The 15,752-nt window shown below is 48.0% G+C and carries 20 protein-coding genes; 8 read left to right on the plus strand and 12 right to left on the minus strand.

Annotated elements, in window-relative coordinates; translation table 11 throughout:
* Positions 1–2 precede the first annotated feature (2 nt).
* Positions 3–1,118, plus strand: a complete 1,116-nt coding sequence (rnd, locus tag FFT88_RS00190) for a ribonuclease D (RefSeq protein WP_135405790.1) — start codon at positions 3–5, stop codon at positions 1,116–1,118.
* 41 nt (positions 1,119–1,159) lie between these two features.
* Here the strand turns inward: rnd and yeaX are convergent, their stop codons facing one another.
* From yeaX to dmlA, 4 genes are all read right to left on the minus strand, one after another.
* The gene (gene yeaX, locus FFT88_RS00195; RefSeq protein ID WP_135405791.1) at positions 1,160–2,125 is read right to left on the minus strand and encodes a carnitine monooxygenase reductase subunit YeaX; all 966 of its coding nucleotides are present in this window, start codon (positions 2,123–2,125) and stop codon (positions 1,160–1,162) included.
* A 55-nt stretch (positions 2,126–2,180) separates the two neighbouring features.
* Positions 2,181–3,305 (minus strand): carnitine monooxygenase, oxygenase subunit YeaW, encoded by a 1,125-nt coding sequence (gene yeaW, locus FFT88_RS00200; RefSeq protein ID WP_135405792.1) that lies wholly within the window; start codon positions 3,303–3,305, stop codon positions 2,181–2,183.
* A 31-nt stretch (positions 3,306–3,336) separates the two neighbouring features.
* Positions 3,337–4,947 carry a BCCT family transporter YeaV gene (gene yeaV, locus FFT88_RS00205; protein ID WP_130218778.1) on the minus strand — a complete coding sequence of 537 codons (1,611 nt, stop codon included), beginning with the start codon at positions 4,945–4,947 and terminating at the stop codon, positions 3,337–3,339.
* A gap of 250 nt (positions 4,948–5,197) precedes the next feature.
* The gene (gene dmlA / locus FFT88_RS00210; protein WP_135405793.1) at positions 5,198–6,283 is read right to left on the minus strand and encodes a multifunctional D-malate/3-isopropylmalate/tartarate dehydrogenase; all 1,086 of its coding nucleotides are present in this window, start codon (positions 6,281–6,283) and stop codon (positions 5,198–5,200) included.
* A 102-nt stretch (positions 6,284–6,385) separates the two neighbouring features.
* On the opposite strand from dmlA, the gene dmlR reads away from it, so the two are divergent.
* The 5 genes from dmlR to FFT88_RS00235 all read left to right on the plus strand — a co-directional run bounded on the left by dmlR (position 6,386) and on the right by FFT88_RS00235 (position 9,188).
* Positions 6,386–7,309, plus strand: coding sequence for a DNA-binding transcriptional regulator DmlR (gene dmlR / locus FFT88_RS00215; RefSeq protein ID WP_130257682.1), 924 nt, complete (start codon positions 6,386–6,388; stop codon positions 7,307–7,309).
* Positions 7,310–7,435: 126 nt separating this feature from the next.
* Positions 7,436–8,074 (plus strand): leucine efflux protein LeuE, encoded by a 639-nt coding sequence (gene leuE, locus FFT88_RS00220; protein WP_130208404.1) that lies wholly within the window; start codon positions 7,436–7,438, stop codon positions 8,072–8,074.
* A 181-nt stretch (positions 8,075–8,255) separates the two neighbouring features.
* Positions 8,256–8,606, plus strand: coding sequence for a DUF1971 domain-containing protein YeaR (gene yeaR / locus FFT88_RS00225; RefSeq protein WP_240725503.1), 351 nt, complete (start codon positions 8,256–8,258; stop codon positions 8,604–8,606).
* A gap of 3 nt (positions 8,607–8,609) precedes the next feature.
* A complete protein-coding gene (locus FFT88_RS00230) occupies positions 8,610–8,792 on the plus strand; it encodes a DUF1869 domain-containing protein (RefSeq protein WP_064529220.1) in 183 nt (60 codons plus the stop codon).
* Positions 8,793–8,939: 147 nt separating this feature from the next.
* A complete protein-coding gene (locus tag FFT88_RS00235; RefSeq protein ID WP_135405794.1) occupies positions 8,940–9,188 on the plus strand; it encodes a GlsB/YeaQ/YmgE family stress response membrane protein in 249 nt (82 codons plus the stop codon).
* A 59-nt stretch (positions 9,189–9,247) separates the two neighbouring features.
* Here FFT88_RS00235 and yoaJ read toward each other — a convergent pair whose 3' ends face one another.
* The 3 genes from yoaJ to FFT88_RS00250 are packed head-to-tail and all read right to left on the minus strand — an operon-like array spanning position 9,248 to position 10,481.
* Positions 9,248–9,322, minus strand: a complete 75-nt coding sequence (gene yoaJ, locus FFT88_RS00240) for a protein YoaJ (RefSeq protein ID WP_001386836.1) — start codon at positions 9,320–9,322, stop codon at positions 9,248–9,250.
* A 2-nt stretch (positions 9,323–9,324) separates the two neighbouring features.
* On the minus strand, positions 9,325–9,423 hold the full coding sequence (locus tag FFT88_RS00245; RefSeq protein WP_001219350.1) for a YoaK family small membrane protein: 99 nt from the start codon (positions 9,421–9,423) through the stop codon (positions 9,325–9,327).
* Positions 9,424–9,455: 32 nt separating this feature from the next.
* On the minus strand, positions 9,456–10,481 hold the full coding sequence (locus FFT88_RS00250) for a sensor domain-containing diguanylate cyclase (RefSeq protein WP_130208400.1): 1,026 nt from the start codon (positions 10,479–10,481) through the stop codon (positions 9,456–9,458).
* 183 nt (positions 10,482–10,664) lie between these two features.
* Between FFT88_RS00250 and FFT88_RS00255 the strand changes: the two genes are divergently transcribed.
* Entirely contained in the window at positions 10,665–10,919 is a 255-nt protein-coding gene (locus FFT88_RS00255; protein ID WP_135405795.1) for a DUF333 domain-containing protein, read from the plus strand.
* 21 nt (positions 10,920–10,940) lie between these two features.
* Here FFT88_RS00255 and FFT88_RS00260 read toward each other — a convergent pair whose 3' ends face one another.
* Together FFT88_RS00260 and FFT88_RS00265 are read right to left on the minus strand one after the other, a co-directional pair.
* Positions 10,941–11,288, minus strand: coding sequence for a DUF488 domain-containing protein (locus FFT88_RS00260; protein ID WP_064529217.1), 348 nt, complete (start codon positions 11,286–11,288; stop codon positions 10,941–10,943).
* Between the two features lie 81 nt (positions 11,289–11,369).
* Positions 11,370–11,816: a DUF441 domain-containing protein gene (locus FFT88_RS00265; protein WP_130223473.1), complete on the minus strand. Its 447-nt coding sequence runs from the start codon at positions 11,814–11,816 to the stop codon at positions 11,370–11,372.
* Positions 11,817–11,985: 169 nt separating this feature from the next.
* On the opposite strand from FFT88_RS00265, the gene yoaI reads away from it, so the two are divergent.
* Positions 11,986–12,090 (plus strand): small membrane protein YoaI, encoded by a 105-nt coding sequence (gene yoaI, locus FFT88_RS00270; RefSeq protein ID WP_130218789.1) that lies wholly within the window; start codon positions 11,986–11,988, stop codon positions 12,088–12,090.
* Here the strand turns inward: yoaI and yeaK are convergent, their stop codons facing one another.
* From yeaK to FFT88_RS00285, 3 genes are all read right to left on the minus strand, one after another.
* Positions 12,091–12,594: a mischarged aminoacyl-tRNA deacylase gene (yeaK, locus tag FFT88_RS00275; RefSeq protein WP_135405796.1), complete on the minus strand. Its 504-nt coding sequence runs from the start codon at positions 12,592–12,594 to the stop codon at positions 12,091–12,093.
* Positions 12,595–12,636: 42 nt separating this feature from the next.
* Complete coding sequence (gene dgcJ, locus FFT88_RS00280) at positions 12,637–14,127, minus strand: diguanylate cyclase DgcJ (RefSeq protein WP_130219014.1); 1,491 nt, start codon at positions 14,125–14,127, stop codon at positions 12,637–12,639.
* A gap of 180 nt (positions 14,128–14,307) precedes the next feature.
* Positions 14,308–15,651 carry a GGDEF domain-containing protein gene (locus FFT88_RS00285; protein ID WP_135405797.1) on the minus strand — a complete coding sequence of 448 codons (1,344 nt, stop codon included), beginning with the start codon at positions 15,649–15,651 and terminating at the stop codon, positions 14,308–14,310.
* Between the last annotated feature and the right edge of the window lie 101 nt (positions 15,652–15,752).

The raw sequence follows: 15,752 nt of genomic DNA on the forward strand, positions 1-15,752 counted from the left end.
AAATGATTACCACGGACGATGCGCTGGCTTCTTTGTGTGAAGCCGTCCGTGCCTTTCCGGCGATAGCCCTGGATACTGAATTTGTTCGTACGCGCACTTATTACCCGCAGCTGGGGTTGATTCAACTTTTCGATGGCGAGCATCTGGCGCTAATCGATCCACTCGGGATCACCGACTGGTCACCGCTGAAAGCGATCCTGCGCGATCCGTCCATCACTAAATTTCTCCATGCGGGCAGTGAAGATCTGGAAGTGTTCCTCAACACGTTTGGTGAATTGCCACATCCCCTGATTGACACGCAAATCCTCGCCGCTTTCTGCGGACGCCCGATGTCGTGGGGATTTGCCTCTATGGTGGAAGAGTACACCGGCGTTACGCTCGACAAGAGCGAATCGCGCACCGACTGGTTGGCAAGACCGCTAACCGAACGTCAATGCGAATACGCGGCAGCGGACGTCTGGTATTTGTTACCGATCACCGCAAAGCTAATGGTAGAAACGGAAGCCTCTGGCTGGTTACCTGCGGCGCTGGATGAGTGCCGCCTGATGCAAATGCGTCGTCAGGAAGTCGTTGCGCCGGAAGATGCATGGCGTGATATCACCAATGCCTGGCAATTACGTACACGCCAACTGGCCTGTCTGCAACTGTTAGCCGACTGGCGACTGCGCAAGGCGCGGGAGCGCGATCTGGCGGTGAACTTTGTCGTGCGTGAAGAGCATTTGTGGTCGGTTGCGCGTTATATGCCGGGGAGTCTGGGCGAGCTGGACAGTTTGGGTTTATCCGGTAGCGAAATCCGCTTCCACGGAAAAACGCTGCTTGCGCTGGTGGAGAAAGCGCAGGCATTACCGGAAGAGGCGTTACCGCAGCCAATGTCAAACCTGATGGACATGCCCGGTTATCGCAAGGCATTTAAAGCGATTAAGTCGCTGATCACTGACGTGAGCGAAACGCACAAGATCAGCGCCGAGTTGCTGGCATCGCGTCGGCAAATCAACCAACTGCTGAACTGGCACTGGAAACTGAAACCGCAGAACAATTTGCCGGAGCTGATTTCCGGCTGGCGCGGTGAGCTGATGGCAGAAGCATTGCACAATTTATTGCAGGAATATCCGCAGTAAAACCTTCCTGAGCCGGACAGGGGCGTCCGGCTTCAGACAAACTACAAATCTAACACCAGGCGTTTACCCTTCGCACGTGAACAACAGATCAACATACTTTGTTGGCTGGCGCGTTCTTCATCGCTAAAATACTGATCCCGATGGTCAGCTTCACCTTCCAGAATCGCCGTTTCGCAGGTCCCGCATACCCCTTCACGACATAAACATTCCACTTTTGCCGCTTTATTATTTTCAATAACCTGCAAAATGGTCATCTCTTCCGGCACCACAAACTCTTTACCGGAACGGGCGAGCACCAGTGTAAACGCATCGCCGGTTTTGTCTTCAATAGCAAACTGCTCAAAGTGCAGCGTATCGGCGGCGATGTCCAGACGTGCAGCTTCACTTCTTACCGCTTCATTTAGCGCCTCGGGGCCACAGGTATAAACGTGTGTGCCAGGTTCGATATCCGCCAATAATCGCGCTAATTCAAGTCGCGTTCCGGTCGATGAGTGATGCAAATGGATTTTCTCAGCCTGCGGATGTTGGACTAGCTCATCACGAAATGCGCAGCTTTCTGGATTTCGCGAGCAGTAATGTAGCTGCCAGTCGACGTCGCTGTGTTGCAACTCTGCCATGTGCGACAGGAAAGGGGTGATACCAATACCGCCCGCGATAAACAGATGCTTTCTGGCCGAGGGAATTAGCGCAAACAGATTATTAGGCGTCGAAATGGTCAACCGATCGCCTGCTTTCACCTGCTGATGCAAAAAGCGCGAACCACCGCGCGAGTTTTCTTCCAGTCGAACGGCAATCTGATAATGAGTTGTATCGAGCGGCGAACTCAGCAGTGAATACGCATTGCTGTACTGGTTATCACCATCGCTCATCTGCACAATGACGTGACTTCCTCCGGTGAACGCAGGTAATGGTTTGCCATCGGTTGCCACCAGCGTGAAGCGTTTCACCTCTTCGGTAAGCAGTTCCACCTGACTCACCTGTACTTCAAACATTTGATAGTCTGACATTGCTGTACTCCATCAAAAATCAGCCCGGCGGCGGAAAATACCGCCGCCGATGTCATTAGTCCTTAAACACCTGCGCCAGCAGATTATGGAAGTGGGCGATACCGTGTTCGGAAATCCCGCTATCGCTACTGTCGGCCATGATGCGCCCCTGACCACGATAGCCACGCGATTTCAGCCCTTTCTGTACGCTTTCAACCAGACGTAAATCCTCCGGACGGAATACATCGCGATACCACTCAATCAGCGATTTTTGCTCGTCGGTTAACTCTTCATTGGTGAAGTAAATATCGTAGTTTTGCAGGGTAGTTTCAGAATCCACCGGGAATTCATAAATGACCGTCATCATCCCTTTGATCGGCGTGACGTTCAGCATCGTGCACGGCCACAGCCAGAAACCGTGGAATGCCGCATCCGTACCTTCTTCAAATTTAAACGACTGTTCGGATGGTTTTGCGAAACCGTATTGCAGCGTCCAGTTACCGTGCATGGTGTGCCAGTAACGATCAACCTGTACGGAGTCGGAGAAACCTGGGTGCGCCGGACCACAGTGATAGCACTCGAGATAGTTATCGACAATGTTCTTCCAGTTGGCAGGCGTGCGGGTGGTAAAGCGGGCCGCCAGTTTCAGGTCGTGGACTTCCGGGCAGGCTTCCAGCACTTTCGCTCCCAGACCGGGTAACTGATCTTCTACGCTGGTGGCGTTGGGGTCCATGTTGATGAAGACGAATCCGGTATACTCTTCCAGACGCACCGGGACCAGTTGTGCTTTGTCGCTATCGAAATTGGCGACGTTTTCACAGTTACGCGCATGGGCCAGGTTGCCATCGAGTTTGAATGCCCATGCGTGATATGGGCAGGTAATCACATTTTTTGCTTTTCCTTCACCGCTCAACAACTGATGACCACGGTGCGGACACACGTTATAGAACGCGCGCAAAACCTTATCACGACCGCGTACCAGCACGATGCTTTCGCCAATGATCTCACGCGTCACGTAATCATTAGCATTCGCCAGTTCGCTGCTGTGGGCGACGCAAATCCAGCTTTTAGCGAAGACGTTCTCTTTTTCGTGTTCAAAGGCGTTCTGATCGGTATAAAAACGGGCAGGAATGGTCCACGCCTCTTGCGGGTTAGCGCAAAAATTTTCGGGTAGTACAAAGTCAGGGCTCAGATTGCTCATAGGGATACCTTTATCGTTAGGATGATGGCGCTCAGTTGTCGCCTTTGAATACGGTTCCCGCAGGGAGCACTGGCGTTTTTTCCGGGGCTTCAACCGGTGTCTGCGGGAGATAATGTTCAACTTGATGAGCCGGAATGTCGGCGTAATCCTGTTTCAGCCAGCGAAGAAATCCGCCGACTTTCACCAGTAAAATGACAAGGAAGGGAAGGGCTGTGAGCACGACGGTGGTTTTCATCGTTTCCAGCGACGCGCCGGTGAACAGAATTGAAAGCGGGATCAGTGTGATCACCACGCACCAGAAAAGACGCAGCCCACGGTCAGGATCGTCACCTTCCTGGAGATTTCGCGTACTGGTCGCCGCCATGGTGTAGGCCACCGCATCCATATGCGAGGCAAGGAAAATAATCATCACGCCCAGGTATGCGGCGAGGAATAATTTACCTGCAGGCAACGACATCAGAACTTGTTGAACGGCAGTTTCACCGCCCAGTGTTTCCAGCACCTGTGGGACGTTGATTACGCCATTGATAAACTGGTGAATGGCATAGCTTTCCATTACGCCGAAGAAGAACCAGCAACCGACGGTGCTGCCGAGGATCAGTCCCCAGATAACTTCTTTAATCTTACGGCCGCGCGAAACGCGGGTGACAAACATTGCTACGCCGGGCGTGTATGAGATCCACCACAGCCAGTAGAAAACGGTCCAGTTGCGGGTAAATGAACCATCGCCAAGCGGATCGGTAAATAAGCTCATTTGCAGGAAGTTTTGCGTGGTCAGGCCGATGGCATTGATGATGCTGTTGGTAATAAATTCGGTTGGGCCGACAATCAGAACCAGCAATGGCAGCAGGAAGGCGCCCCAGCCGACCATTTTGCTCAGACGCTGCAAACCGTTGTTGATACCAATCCACGAGCTAAGGCAAAAAATGCCGCCGGAAAGCAGGATCACAAATGCCTGCACGGTGAAGTTATCCGGTAAACCGGTCAGCGCGGAAAGACCACGAGTAAAAGTTGCGGCGGTGACGACCAGGGAAATAGTCAGTGCGCCGACAGTGGCGATCAGGAACATCAAATCGACCAGTTTTCCCCACGGACCTTGCGGGCGAACGCCGGTAATGGCGGCAATAATGCCGGAAAGACTCAGCCCCTTATTTTTCCGCACATGGAAGTGGTAAGCCATGATTAATGAGGCCAGCGTATAGGTTGCCCACGCGCTGATTCCCCAATGGAAGAAGGAGTAGGGAACGCTAAATTCGAGTGCCTGTTGTGAACGCGGCGCGATATTTAAACCAGGCGTTTGATAATAATAGGCCCACTCAGCAACCCCCCAATAAAGCGTAGAAGAACCTAAACCGGCACAAATAAACATAAACAGCCAGGAGAGCGTGCTGTATTCCGGTTTTCCTTCGCCAAGACGAATATTGCCGTATTTACTGGTGGCTAAATAAATCACCAGTCCCATTGCCAGCAAAACCAATACCTGTACGGCGGAACCTAACGTACGCGTGACAAAAGTGAATATTGCGTTGGCCGCGTCGGCCGATTGTTGTGGGAAAAGGCTTAATGCAGCTGCGATGAAAAGAATGGCCACCAGACTGATGCTTATCAGCGGCACATCTTTTTTCTTAACATTGCTCATCATGAGTCATCTCCTGGGCATAAAAGCCCGTCTCTGGCTTTTGCCAGTTGTAATTATGTGCAGGGTAATGAATTGCATGTTGTGTTTAACAAATTGATTATTTGCATGTTACATAAATTAAACAATTAAGAATACGGAAAGCCATAAAACACGAAACGGAAACAATAAAAGGTGAAATGACGCAGGTTATTTACTGAAGAGAATGAATAAAAAAACCGCGTCAGTGACGCGGTTCAAATAAACTGGTTTGACCTTAACGCAAAATAATTTTGCAAATCGCGTCGGCAACCTGTGGTGTGGTGGCATTGCCTTTCATATCGGGTGTTTTCGGCCCGTGAGCAATCACTTCTTCAATCGCTGCCAGAATAGCGTTATGCGCTTGCTGGAAACGCTCATCGCCATTGCCGAGGAAATCGAGCATCATTGCACCGGCCCAAATCGTGGCGATAGGGTTAGCAATATTTTTCCCGTAGATATCCGGCGCGGAACCGTGGACAGGCTCGAAGAGCGACGGAAAAGTACGTTCCGGATTCAGGTTGGCGGATGGGGCAATGCCGATAGTGCCGGTGCAGGCCGGGCCAAGATCGGAAAGGATATCGCCAAACAAATTGGATGCCACCACCACGTCAAAACGTTCTGGTTGCATCACAAAGCGCGCGCAGAGAATATCAATATGCTGCTTGTCCCAGCGGATCGCCGGGTAATTTTCTGCCATTGCTTCCACGCGTTCGTCCCAGTACGGCATGCTGATGGCTAAACCGTTAGATTTGGTGGCGGAAGTCAGAGTTTTACGTGGGCGGCTTTGTGCAAGTTCAAAGGCATAACGCAAAATACGGTCGACGCCACGGCGGGTAAATACCGATTCCTGGATGACAACCTCATGCTCCGTTCCTTCGTTTAGCCGTCCACCCAGAGACGAGTATTCGCCTTCTGTGTTCTCGCGCACTACGTAAAAATCGATATCGCCAGGCTGTTTCCCCGCCAGTGGGCAAGGTACGCCAGGAAAGAGGCGGACCGGACGCAGGTTAACGTATTGGTCAAATTCACGGCGAAATTTCAGCAGCGATCCCCATAACGAAATATGGTCCGGAACGGTATCCGGCCAGCCGACAGCACCAAAGTAGATAGCGTCGAAACAGCTGAGTTGTTCATGCCAGTCGTCCGGCATCATTTTGCCGTGATGGCTGTAATATTCGCAACTTGCCCACTCCATCTGCTCAAAGCTTAAGGCAAAGCCCCAGCGTTCAGCGGCAGCCTGTAACACACGAATCCCTTCAGGAAGGACTTCTTTGCCGATTCCATCCCCGGGTATTGCAGCGATCCGAAACGTTTTCATCATTGGGTTCTCACTTCCTGACCATCAAAATTGACAATACCCTCATCCTATAATTGACTGAAAAGGAATTAATCCCCGCAACTGGTGAAACATAAAACACGAATCATGAATAATTTACCGCTGCTGAACGATTTGCGCGTCTTTATGCTGGTGGCTCGCCGGGCTGGTTTTGCTGCTGTAGCAGAAGAAATGGGTGTTTCTCCGGCTTTCGTTAGCAAGCGTATCGCCTTACTGGAACAAACGCTGAACGTGGTGTTATTACACCGCACCACTCGTCGCGTGACGATCACCGAAGAAGGTGAGCGGATTTATGAGTGGGCGCAGCGCATATTGCAGGATGTCGGGCAGATGATGGATGAACTCTCCGACGTGCGCCTCGTGCCACAAGGGATGTTGCGTGTTATCAGTAGTTTTGGGTTTGGACGGCGAGTTGTTGCTCCGGCATTATCGGCGCTGGCAAAGGCTTATCCGCAACTGGAATTACGCTTTGACGTGGAAGACAGACTGGTCGACCTGGTTAATGAAGGCGTCGATCTCGATATTCGTATTGGTGATGACATTGCACCTAACTTAATCGCCCGCAAACTGGCGACCAATTACCGTATCCTCTGCGCGTCGCCGGAATTTATTGCGCAACATGGTGCGCCGAAACATTTCACGGACCTTTCAGCGTTACCCTGTCTGGTTATAAAAGAGCGCGATCATCCATTTGGCGTCTGGCAATTGCGCAATAAAGAAGGAAACCACGCCATTAAAGTCACCGGCCCGCTGTCGTCTAATCATGGTGAAATAGTGCATCAATGGTGTCTCGATGGTCAGGGTATTGCGCTGCGCTCCTGGTGGGATGTCAGCGAAAATATTGCCAGTGGCCATTTGGTGCAGGTACTACCGGAGTATTATCAGCCCGCGAATGTCTGGGCGGTGTATGTATCCAGGCTGGCAACATCAGCGAAGGTGCGGATAACGGTAGAGTTTTTGCGCCAGTATTTTGCCGAGCACTACCCGAATTTTTCACTGGACCACGCCTGATTAATGATTCAGTCATCGGGTTATTATCAGGTTAAAACCTGATTTTCTCCTTTCTAAGCCACTAAAGATTGGTTAGCATATTCACCTTTAATCGCGCATTTCCCAAAGAAAATTAAAGAGGTTAACGTGTTCGCTGAATATGGGGTTCTGAATTACTGGACCTATCTGGTTGGGGCCATTTTTATCGTGCTGGTGCCTGGGCCGAATACTTTGTTTGTGCTTAAAAATAGCGTCAGCAGTGGAGTGAAAGGTGGTTATCTTGCAGCCTGCGGCGTATTTATTGGTGATGCGGTATTAATGTTTCTGGCGTGGGCAGGTGTGGCAACGTTGATTAAGACCACACCGATATTATTCAACATCGTACGTTATCTTGGCGCGTTTTATTTGCTCTATCTTGGGGGTAAAATTCTTTACGCCACCCTGAAGGGCAACAATAGCGAGGCCAAATCGGATGAACCGCAATATGGCGCTATTTTCAAGCGCGCCTTAATATTGAGCCTGACCAACCCGAAAGCTATTTTATTCTACGTGTCATTTTTCGTGCAATTTATCGACGTTAATGCGCCACATACGGGTATTTCGTTCTTTATTCTGGCGATGACACTTGAGATAGTCAGCTTCTGTTATTTGAGCTTTCTGATTATTTCCGGCGCCTTTGTCACGCAGTACATTCGCACTAAAAAGAAACTGGCAAAACTAGGCAACTCTCTGATTGGTTTGATGTTTGTCGGTTTTGCCGCTCGACTGGCGACGCTGCAATCTTAATACTTTCCGCCCGCGATACCGCGGGCTTCCCTCCTGAACGCCACCGCGACTGGACGTTGACACGGTGCTAAAAAGTAACCAATAAATGGTATTTAAAATGCAAATTATCAGGCGTACCCTGAAACGGCTGGAGTAAACGGTTTTCAGCGCATTTACCGAAGGAGGGAGAAGGATGCTACAAATCCCACAGAATTACATTCATACACGCTCAACACCTTTCTGGAATAAACAAACCGCACCTGCCGGAATATTCGAACGTCATCTTGATAAAGGAACTCGTCCCGGGGTTTACCCTCGATTGTCAGTTATGCATGGGGCGGTCAAATATCTCGGCTATGCTGATGAACACAGCACAGAACCTGATCAGGTGATCCTTATCGAAGCAGGGCAATTTGCGGTGTTCCCGCCGGAAAAATGGCACAACATTGAAGCCATGACTGACGATACTTATTTCAACATCGACTTCTTCGTTGCTCCTGAAGTCCTGATGGAAGGCGCAAAACAACGGAAAGTCATTCATACCGGGAGATGAATTATGGGCAAAGCAACGTATACCGTAACCGTCACCAATAACAGTAATGGTGTCTCTGTTGATTATGAAACAGAGACACCGATGACATTGCTGGTGCCAGAAGTTGCGGCGGAAGTGTTAAAAGATCTTGTTAACACGGTGCGCTCTTATGACACAGAAAACGAACATGATGTTTGTGGCTGGTAATTTTACCTGATAGAAAATTGCGCCATTTTATGCGTCATCGCAAAAAAATATGCGTGATGCTCATCACAATTTTTACTTCTTTGATGTTGTGCTATGCTTTTTATTAGCGACCAACTCGCTAATACAAAACAGATAAGGAAGGATAAAATGGGCATTCTGTCATGGATTATTTTTGGGCTTATTGCTGGTATTCTGGCTAAGTGGATTATGCCAGGTAAAGATGGTGGTGGATTCTTCATGACTATCCTGTTGGGGATTGTCGGCGCCGTGGTCGGCGGATGGATCAGTACACGGTTTGGTTTTGGTAAAGTCGATGGCTTCAACTTTGGCAGCTTCGTGGTTGCGGTGATCGGTGCGCTTGTCGTGCTGTTTATCTACAGAAAAGTCAAAAGCTAACGCTGAAATAAAACAAAGGCTGCTTTTTCGCAGCCTTTGCTATTTTTACAGGTGCAGTGTTACCACCACCCTAGCTCGGTACCGAGGACGACAATAATCGCAACACCCATCATAATAATCGTTGTTTTTTTCATCTTTATGCTCCCGGGGCAGCATAGCCGCCAATAAAAAACCACGCTAAAAATACGACTGCCGTAATAAAGATTACGACAGGGAAAATAATACCGATTCGCATGTTATCACCAATCAAAAGGATGTGAATACGCCTCAGGAATCCAGAGCTGAATGCGCGACAAAAGGCTTTTTCTCTTTGTGTTTTTTCTCCTGGTACATTGCAATATCGGCGGCATGCAGGGCGCTGTCGGCATCGGTTGTTTCAGGATCCACTTCAATAATGCCAAGGCTGGCGCCAGGATAAAACAAGTCAACATCACCTAAGTGATATTCACCGCGTATTTGCTGCTGAATACGCTCACGCAATGACGGGATATCGGCATTTTCATCGGCCAGCGAAGCGACCAAAAATTCATCACCGCCGAGACGACCAATAATCTCGCTATTCTGATGTAGTGTGTTAAGGCGCTGGCCAACCTGAATGAGAAACAGATCGCCGCTATTATGACCAAAACGGTCATTGATTAATTTGAAGTTATCCAGATCGATAAAGGCAATAATTGCTTTACGCTTCAGATGCCGCGCGAGAGAAAACAGTGTCGTCAGATTATCAAAAATTGCCCTTCGATTCGGCAGTCCCGTCAAAGAGTCAGTATAAGATTGCGCAATCAACGCCGCATTAGCTTCACGCAATTGCTCAACCAGCGCCTCTTTTTGGATGTATTGTGTAATAAGCCCGGCGAATAACTGCAAAACTTGCTCCGCGCGTTCGCTCCACGGGCGTTTCTCGCTGCTGGCGGCGCAAAGCGTGCCGTAGAATGAGCCATCCGGTAAGTGAATCGGCGTGCTCAGAAATGTCGTGATCCCAAGATTGCGTGCCGCAATGCAGTCGCCCCAACGGTCAGGGACTTCATCGCTGAAAAAACAGTTCTCATCAATTGCGCGTTTGCACAATGAGTGATCCCAGGAAACGGTAAAATTCTCCGGGATGTGCATTTTCTGGCTATTACGGGCATACAAAATGTGTTGCAGGCGCGCGTCAATATCCACTTTTGTCAGATACGTCGACTCCATGTCGGTAACCATTTCTAGCATCTCCAGAAGTTGCCGGACCAGACTTTCCAGAGACTGTTCCGAGGCGAGTGACTGCGAGACGCGGGCAATGATCTGATCTGACACGAAAGAACTCCAGGAGGTGGTAGGTAAATGCTGAATATTTAATCTTTACAGGCATGATAAAACATCATCAACAAAGATGAAACCAGACGTAATATATTTTGAATGAATGTAAAAGAAATAGTGCTGCAAAACATAACGATACCGCGATACTCTAAAGTGTAGATAAACGAGTGAGATCACTATATGAAAATTATCCGTTTTGCTTTGCCTTGCCTGTTAGTCCTGGCGGGGTGTTCAAACGCTTCTCAACCCGATGCGCCTAAACCGCCACATGTTGGAATGGCTAATCCTGCATCGGTCTACTGCCAGCAAAAGGGAGGTACGCTTATTCCGGTACAAACAGCGCAAGGGGTCAGCAACAATTGCAAATTACCGGGCGGCGAAACGATTGATGAATGGGCATTATGGCGCAGGGATCATCCGGCTGATAGAAAATAACAACCGGATGCCGGGCTGGAATCACAAACTGCGTAGCCAATCGGCCAGCACCAGTGCATGGTTTTGCGTGGTATTTTTTGCCGAATAGAGTAGGGTTAGTGTCTGCTGGCGGGCAATATCCGCCAGTCGTTTCCCTTCTTGCTCATGCTGCGCCAGTTCTGCAAGATATTGTTCGCGAAAGGTTTCAAAATCGATCACTTCGCCGTGAAAGGCTTTGCGTAGTTCTGTTGAAGGCGTGATGGTTTTGTCCCATTCATCAAGTGCTAAATCTGTTTTCTTGATACCACGCGGCCAGAGACGATCGACCAGTACGCGATAACCATCGCCTTGTTCAGCCGGATCATAGACGCGTTTACACTGAATATTCATCGTGTTTGTTCTCCCTTTCACGCAACATTGCCACGCCACTATAGCACTTTGTTTTTATGCTTATGGCGGCTGCGGCAACAATTACTGCTTACCAATAATCAGCGAAACCAGGCCAGCAGCAATAAGCGGGCCGACGGGCACACCGCGAAAAAGCGCTACGCCCAAAACCGTACCCATCAGCAATCCGGCTACCAGTTGTGGTTGACTACCCATCAACGTGACGCCGCGTCCGCCAAGCCAGGAAACAATGACGCCTACGGCAATCGCGACTAATGATTTCCAGTTCAGAAACGAGTGAACAAGTGTTGACGGGGGCAGCGTCCCGCTGGCGATTGGGGCCATAACACCGATGGTGAGAATAATTATCCCGATGCTCAACCCTTGTTTTTCAATCCAGGGGAAAAAGGTGCTCAACGGTGTGACGCGGACAATGATCAACACCAGAATTGAAACGGCGACAGTGGTGTTGTGGCTGATGAAGCCCAGCGCAGCTAATCCGAGGAGGATTAACAAAGTGACATCAAACATCGTGGTTTCCTTGCCAAAAAATAATTACCCCCTGTACTTTACGCTTGCTGAGGGCAGGAATCAGACATTAATTACCCTTTTTGCATAAAAAATAGGGAGAATTGTCATCAAACTGCCATTTACGTACGCTAACAATAACGTGAAAACAGTTATCTCCAGGGGTAAAACCATGAACGATCAAATGTTCATTGAGACACTGATTATCACGTCATCGTTTTTTGCCATTGCGGTTGTGCTGGTGCTGTCAGTTTTGCTACTTGAACGGACCAGCTAGTTATACAGTACGGCGAAAATGGACCAGTTCTGGTTGCGCAATACGTAAATAATCTGCGGTGTTAAGAATAACTGATTTATCCAGCATGCCCGCATTGAAGGCAATTTCATCGAATCGCTCGAAGAGTAGTGGGTCGGCGATCAGTTTGAGTTTGGGGTGGAAGCTGAAAGGTGGGATAGCGCCAAAAACGCAGCCCGTGAGTTCATCGACCTCTGCCGGGCTGGCAAGCGAGGCGCGTAACCCGCCAATGTGACTGGCGAGTTGGCTCAGATCGGCCTGTTGATCGGCAGGAAGTATCGCTAATACATGTTGATTAACGCCATTACCTTTGACTTTACATACCAGCGCCTTGGCGCCCTGGCCCAAAGCGGTGCCGCGAATTTCTGACACCGCTTCACATTTGCCCACTGCTTCGTGGGTGACGATGCGGAAGTTAGCGCCTTCTTGTGATAATAAAGCGATTAAGCGCTGATGCGTCACGCTTCCTTTAGCCACTTCAGTCATTTCACGCTCCTGGATTTATAACTAAACAACCACAGAAGATTATCATGAACTGCTGTTTTTGTTCTGTTTATTGACATACAGACGTTCATCGGAAGCTTTATAAGCATCATGTATCGTATCGGTTTCTTTCATCGCGTAAATACCGGAAGAGAAGCCGATCTCTTTCTGCGGCGCGATGTGTTGCAGGCGTTTTTCAATACGTTCAGGCAATTGCGCAGCAATTTGTGGCGTCGAATCGACCAGGATGATGCAAAATTCATCACCGCCAAGACGGATAGCGTAATCACTTTTACGAATCGACTGTTTAATCGCCTGTGCTAATAAAGTAATCGCTAAATCACCTTCCTGATGACCCAGTGTGTCGTTAATTTGTTTTAACTTGTCCATGTCAATAGCAATGAACATAACTGCAGAACCTGCCTGAACCAGGCGTTGCAAGCGTTGCTGCAACTCAGGAGTCAATATTTTGCGGTTATACAATCCGGTCATCGCATCGCTAATATTTTCGCGAGTCACATTTTGGTACAAGCGGAAGTGCATGCGTACCATATTCAGTAATATCAATGCCGTCAGCAGCCAGAAGACAACGCTTTTCCATGAAGAAGTAATAAAGTAAAGAATATCAATGGATAATGTGACGCGAATTCCGCCAGGTAAGTCATGGACATAACTGACATACTGAAACAGATTGTCTTCACTCTGGTTGATAATAATGTCTCGGCCCGAATCTACATCGGTAAGCGTAACATTGAGAAAACGCCAGAGGAGAGGGCGGTCATGAGTGTAAAAGATATTCCGCAGATTGTTTTTATTGATATCCAGCAGCACAATCCCTTTAAGTTCACCCGCGAGATAAACCGGCGTCAGCAAGCTCATCACATTCTGTTTGGTACGCTGATCCTGGTAAATGCTCGATAACACGGTGCGACCGGTAAACACCTTTTCAATATCTTTACGGTTAATGCCAATGCTTCCTGATTGCAAAAACGACCAGTTATTCATGGCGAAGTATTCAACATTGACCGGCTCATAAAAATAGACATAGCGGTCATTGAGATCGAGATAATAGTGAAATTTCTCTTCGGCCATCCCAAGACCGGAACCATATTCATCTTGATGGCGATTGCCTTCCACCGCTTGATCAAATGCGGGTAATAGCGCCGCTGCTTCCACAATTGTGTCACAGTCATCGGATGCGCTCTGTAATGTCCCGCGCAAGCCAGAATAAGTATGGGCCGTCAGATTTAATCCATGAGTATTATTGGCCGTTTCAAAAGCCTCGCAGATAGCACGTCGCTGTTCTGGCGACACCTCTGACTGCTCAGCAGCAAGTGCGCGCATGACATGTGCGGCAATACTCTGATTTTGATACTTATCATAGAGAAAGGAGGAATCCGCTTTCTGGACGATATAGCGCAAGTAGGCGCTCATCGCTCTGTCGCTGGCGACAAGTTCAAAAATAAGGAAGGAAGATGTCAGCACAATGACACTTGCGGCGATAAAATGCCGGAGCATTCTATGGTGCAATTTCATGATAAATGGCACTCCTTCGGTTAGTGAAATGAGAAAACCAGTTAAAGTTCGATTGCGGCCTGGCACAGGGGCGCTAATTATACTCATCTCTGTGCCGTTGGGGAGAAGAAATTTAGTGGTATCAGGAATTAATTGTATGCAAAAGCCACGCAAAATGCATGGCTGTGAATATTTTTGCACTCAAAGACGATGAATAATCACTTTGTTGCCCCTCTCGCTTTTCGCCTCACGTAAGGCTTTATCTGCTTCTGTCATGACAAGCGAAATATTACGCGTATCGCCAGTGGAAAAAACACTGCCAATACTGATGGTCATTGGTTCAGGAACATTATACCTGTTACTAAAGCCGGTCAGGAGTTCGACATTTTTACGTATGCGTTCAGCAATGATTTTTGCCTGGGCTGCATTGAGTTCGGTAAATAGCAGCCCAAATACTTCCCCCTCAAGACGGGCTAAAATGTCATCGGGGCGGATACTTTGCTGGATAATATCGACAATTGAAACCAGCACTTTATCGCCCACATGATGTCCCCATAGGTCATTGATGCGTTTGAACTGGTTAATATCTACCAGCATGATACAAAAATCCTTCACAACAGGTTGCGTTAATAATGACTCTACGCTGTTGAAAAAGTAACGGCGATTATAAATATTGGTCAACACATCATGAACCGCCAGTTTGCTGGAGAGTTGCAGCTCCTGAAAAATGTTATAAATCAGAAAAGCTACAACGAACAGTTTGCTGGAAACTTCAATGCCACGACTGATGTACCAGATGGTGTAATTATATTCATCCAGAGTCAGCAGAAGTAAGTTACAGCAGAGCGATGCCAGACATAATAACGCTATTGACGGCCAAAGTTCGCTTGCTAGTCGTGTGCGCATGATAATAAAGAACAGCAAACATGCCCAAAGACAAACCAAAATTTTTGTGTAGTTAATTCCCCAGCTCGCAGAATTGTTATCCGGACAGTAATCTACGACGTATAAGGAATAGTCAGGATTATAACTGCTCAGGTTGTGTGCCAGTAAGGGAAACAACATGAAAGGTATCAGCGCCAACAACAGGATGCAGGTTTTTTTCTTGTTGTTCGTTAGAATACTGTTTCGGTCATAACAGAAGAGAGCTATCGCTGTTAAGCAAATGAAACTTAGCTGGCGAAACAGATATAATATGGAAACATCATTTGATTTAGCCTGAATAAGCGTACTGTCACTGATAGGTTTATGAATAATGACAATGGTTTCAGTTAAATAGAAAATACCACTTAAAAATGCAAGGCTTAAAATGAGTGTTGGAAAAATTTCACGGTTAGTGAAATATTTCATTAGCATGAATAGAAAAATGACGGCGTTAAGGAAAAACAAAGCCACAACAACCATCAGGTAATTCATCTGCGGGATGAGTTTTACATTGGTGTTTTCGTTATATAAGGTGGTGATGCAAAATAAAATCAATGTCAGTAGCAAACTGAAAATAAAAAAGCTTTGTGCTTTTAGCTTTTGTGTACACATAGAAATCATAAAAAGGAGAGCAGTGTGAGTGCTGATTTTATTGATGGTCGAGATATGTGGTTTTGATCATGATCAATTTTCGGTATTGCTAAAAAATAATTAAAGAATAA

Origin of the sequence: Escherichia sp. E4930, assembly GCF_005845405.1 — a bacterium.
Taxonomy (GTDB): Bacteria; Pseudomonadota; Gammaproteobacteria; order Enterobacterales; family Enterobacteriaceae; genus Escherichia.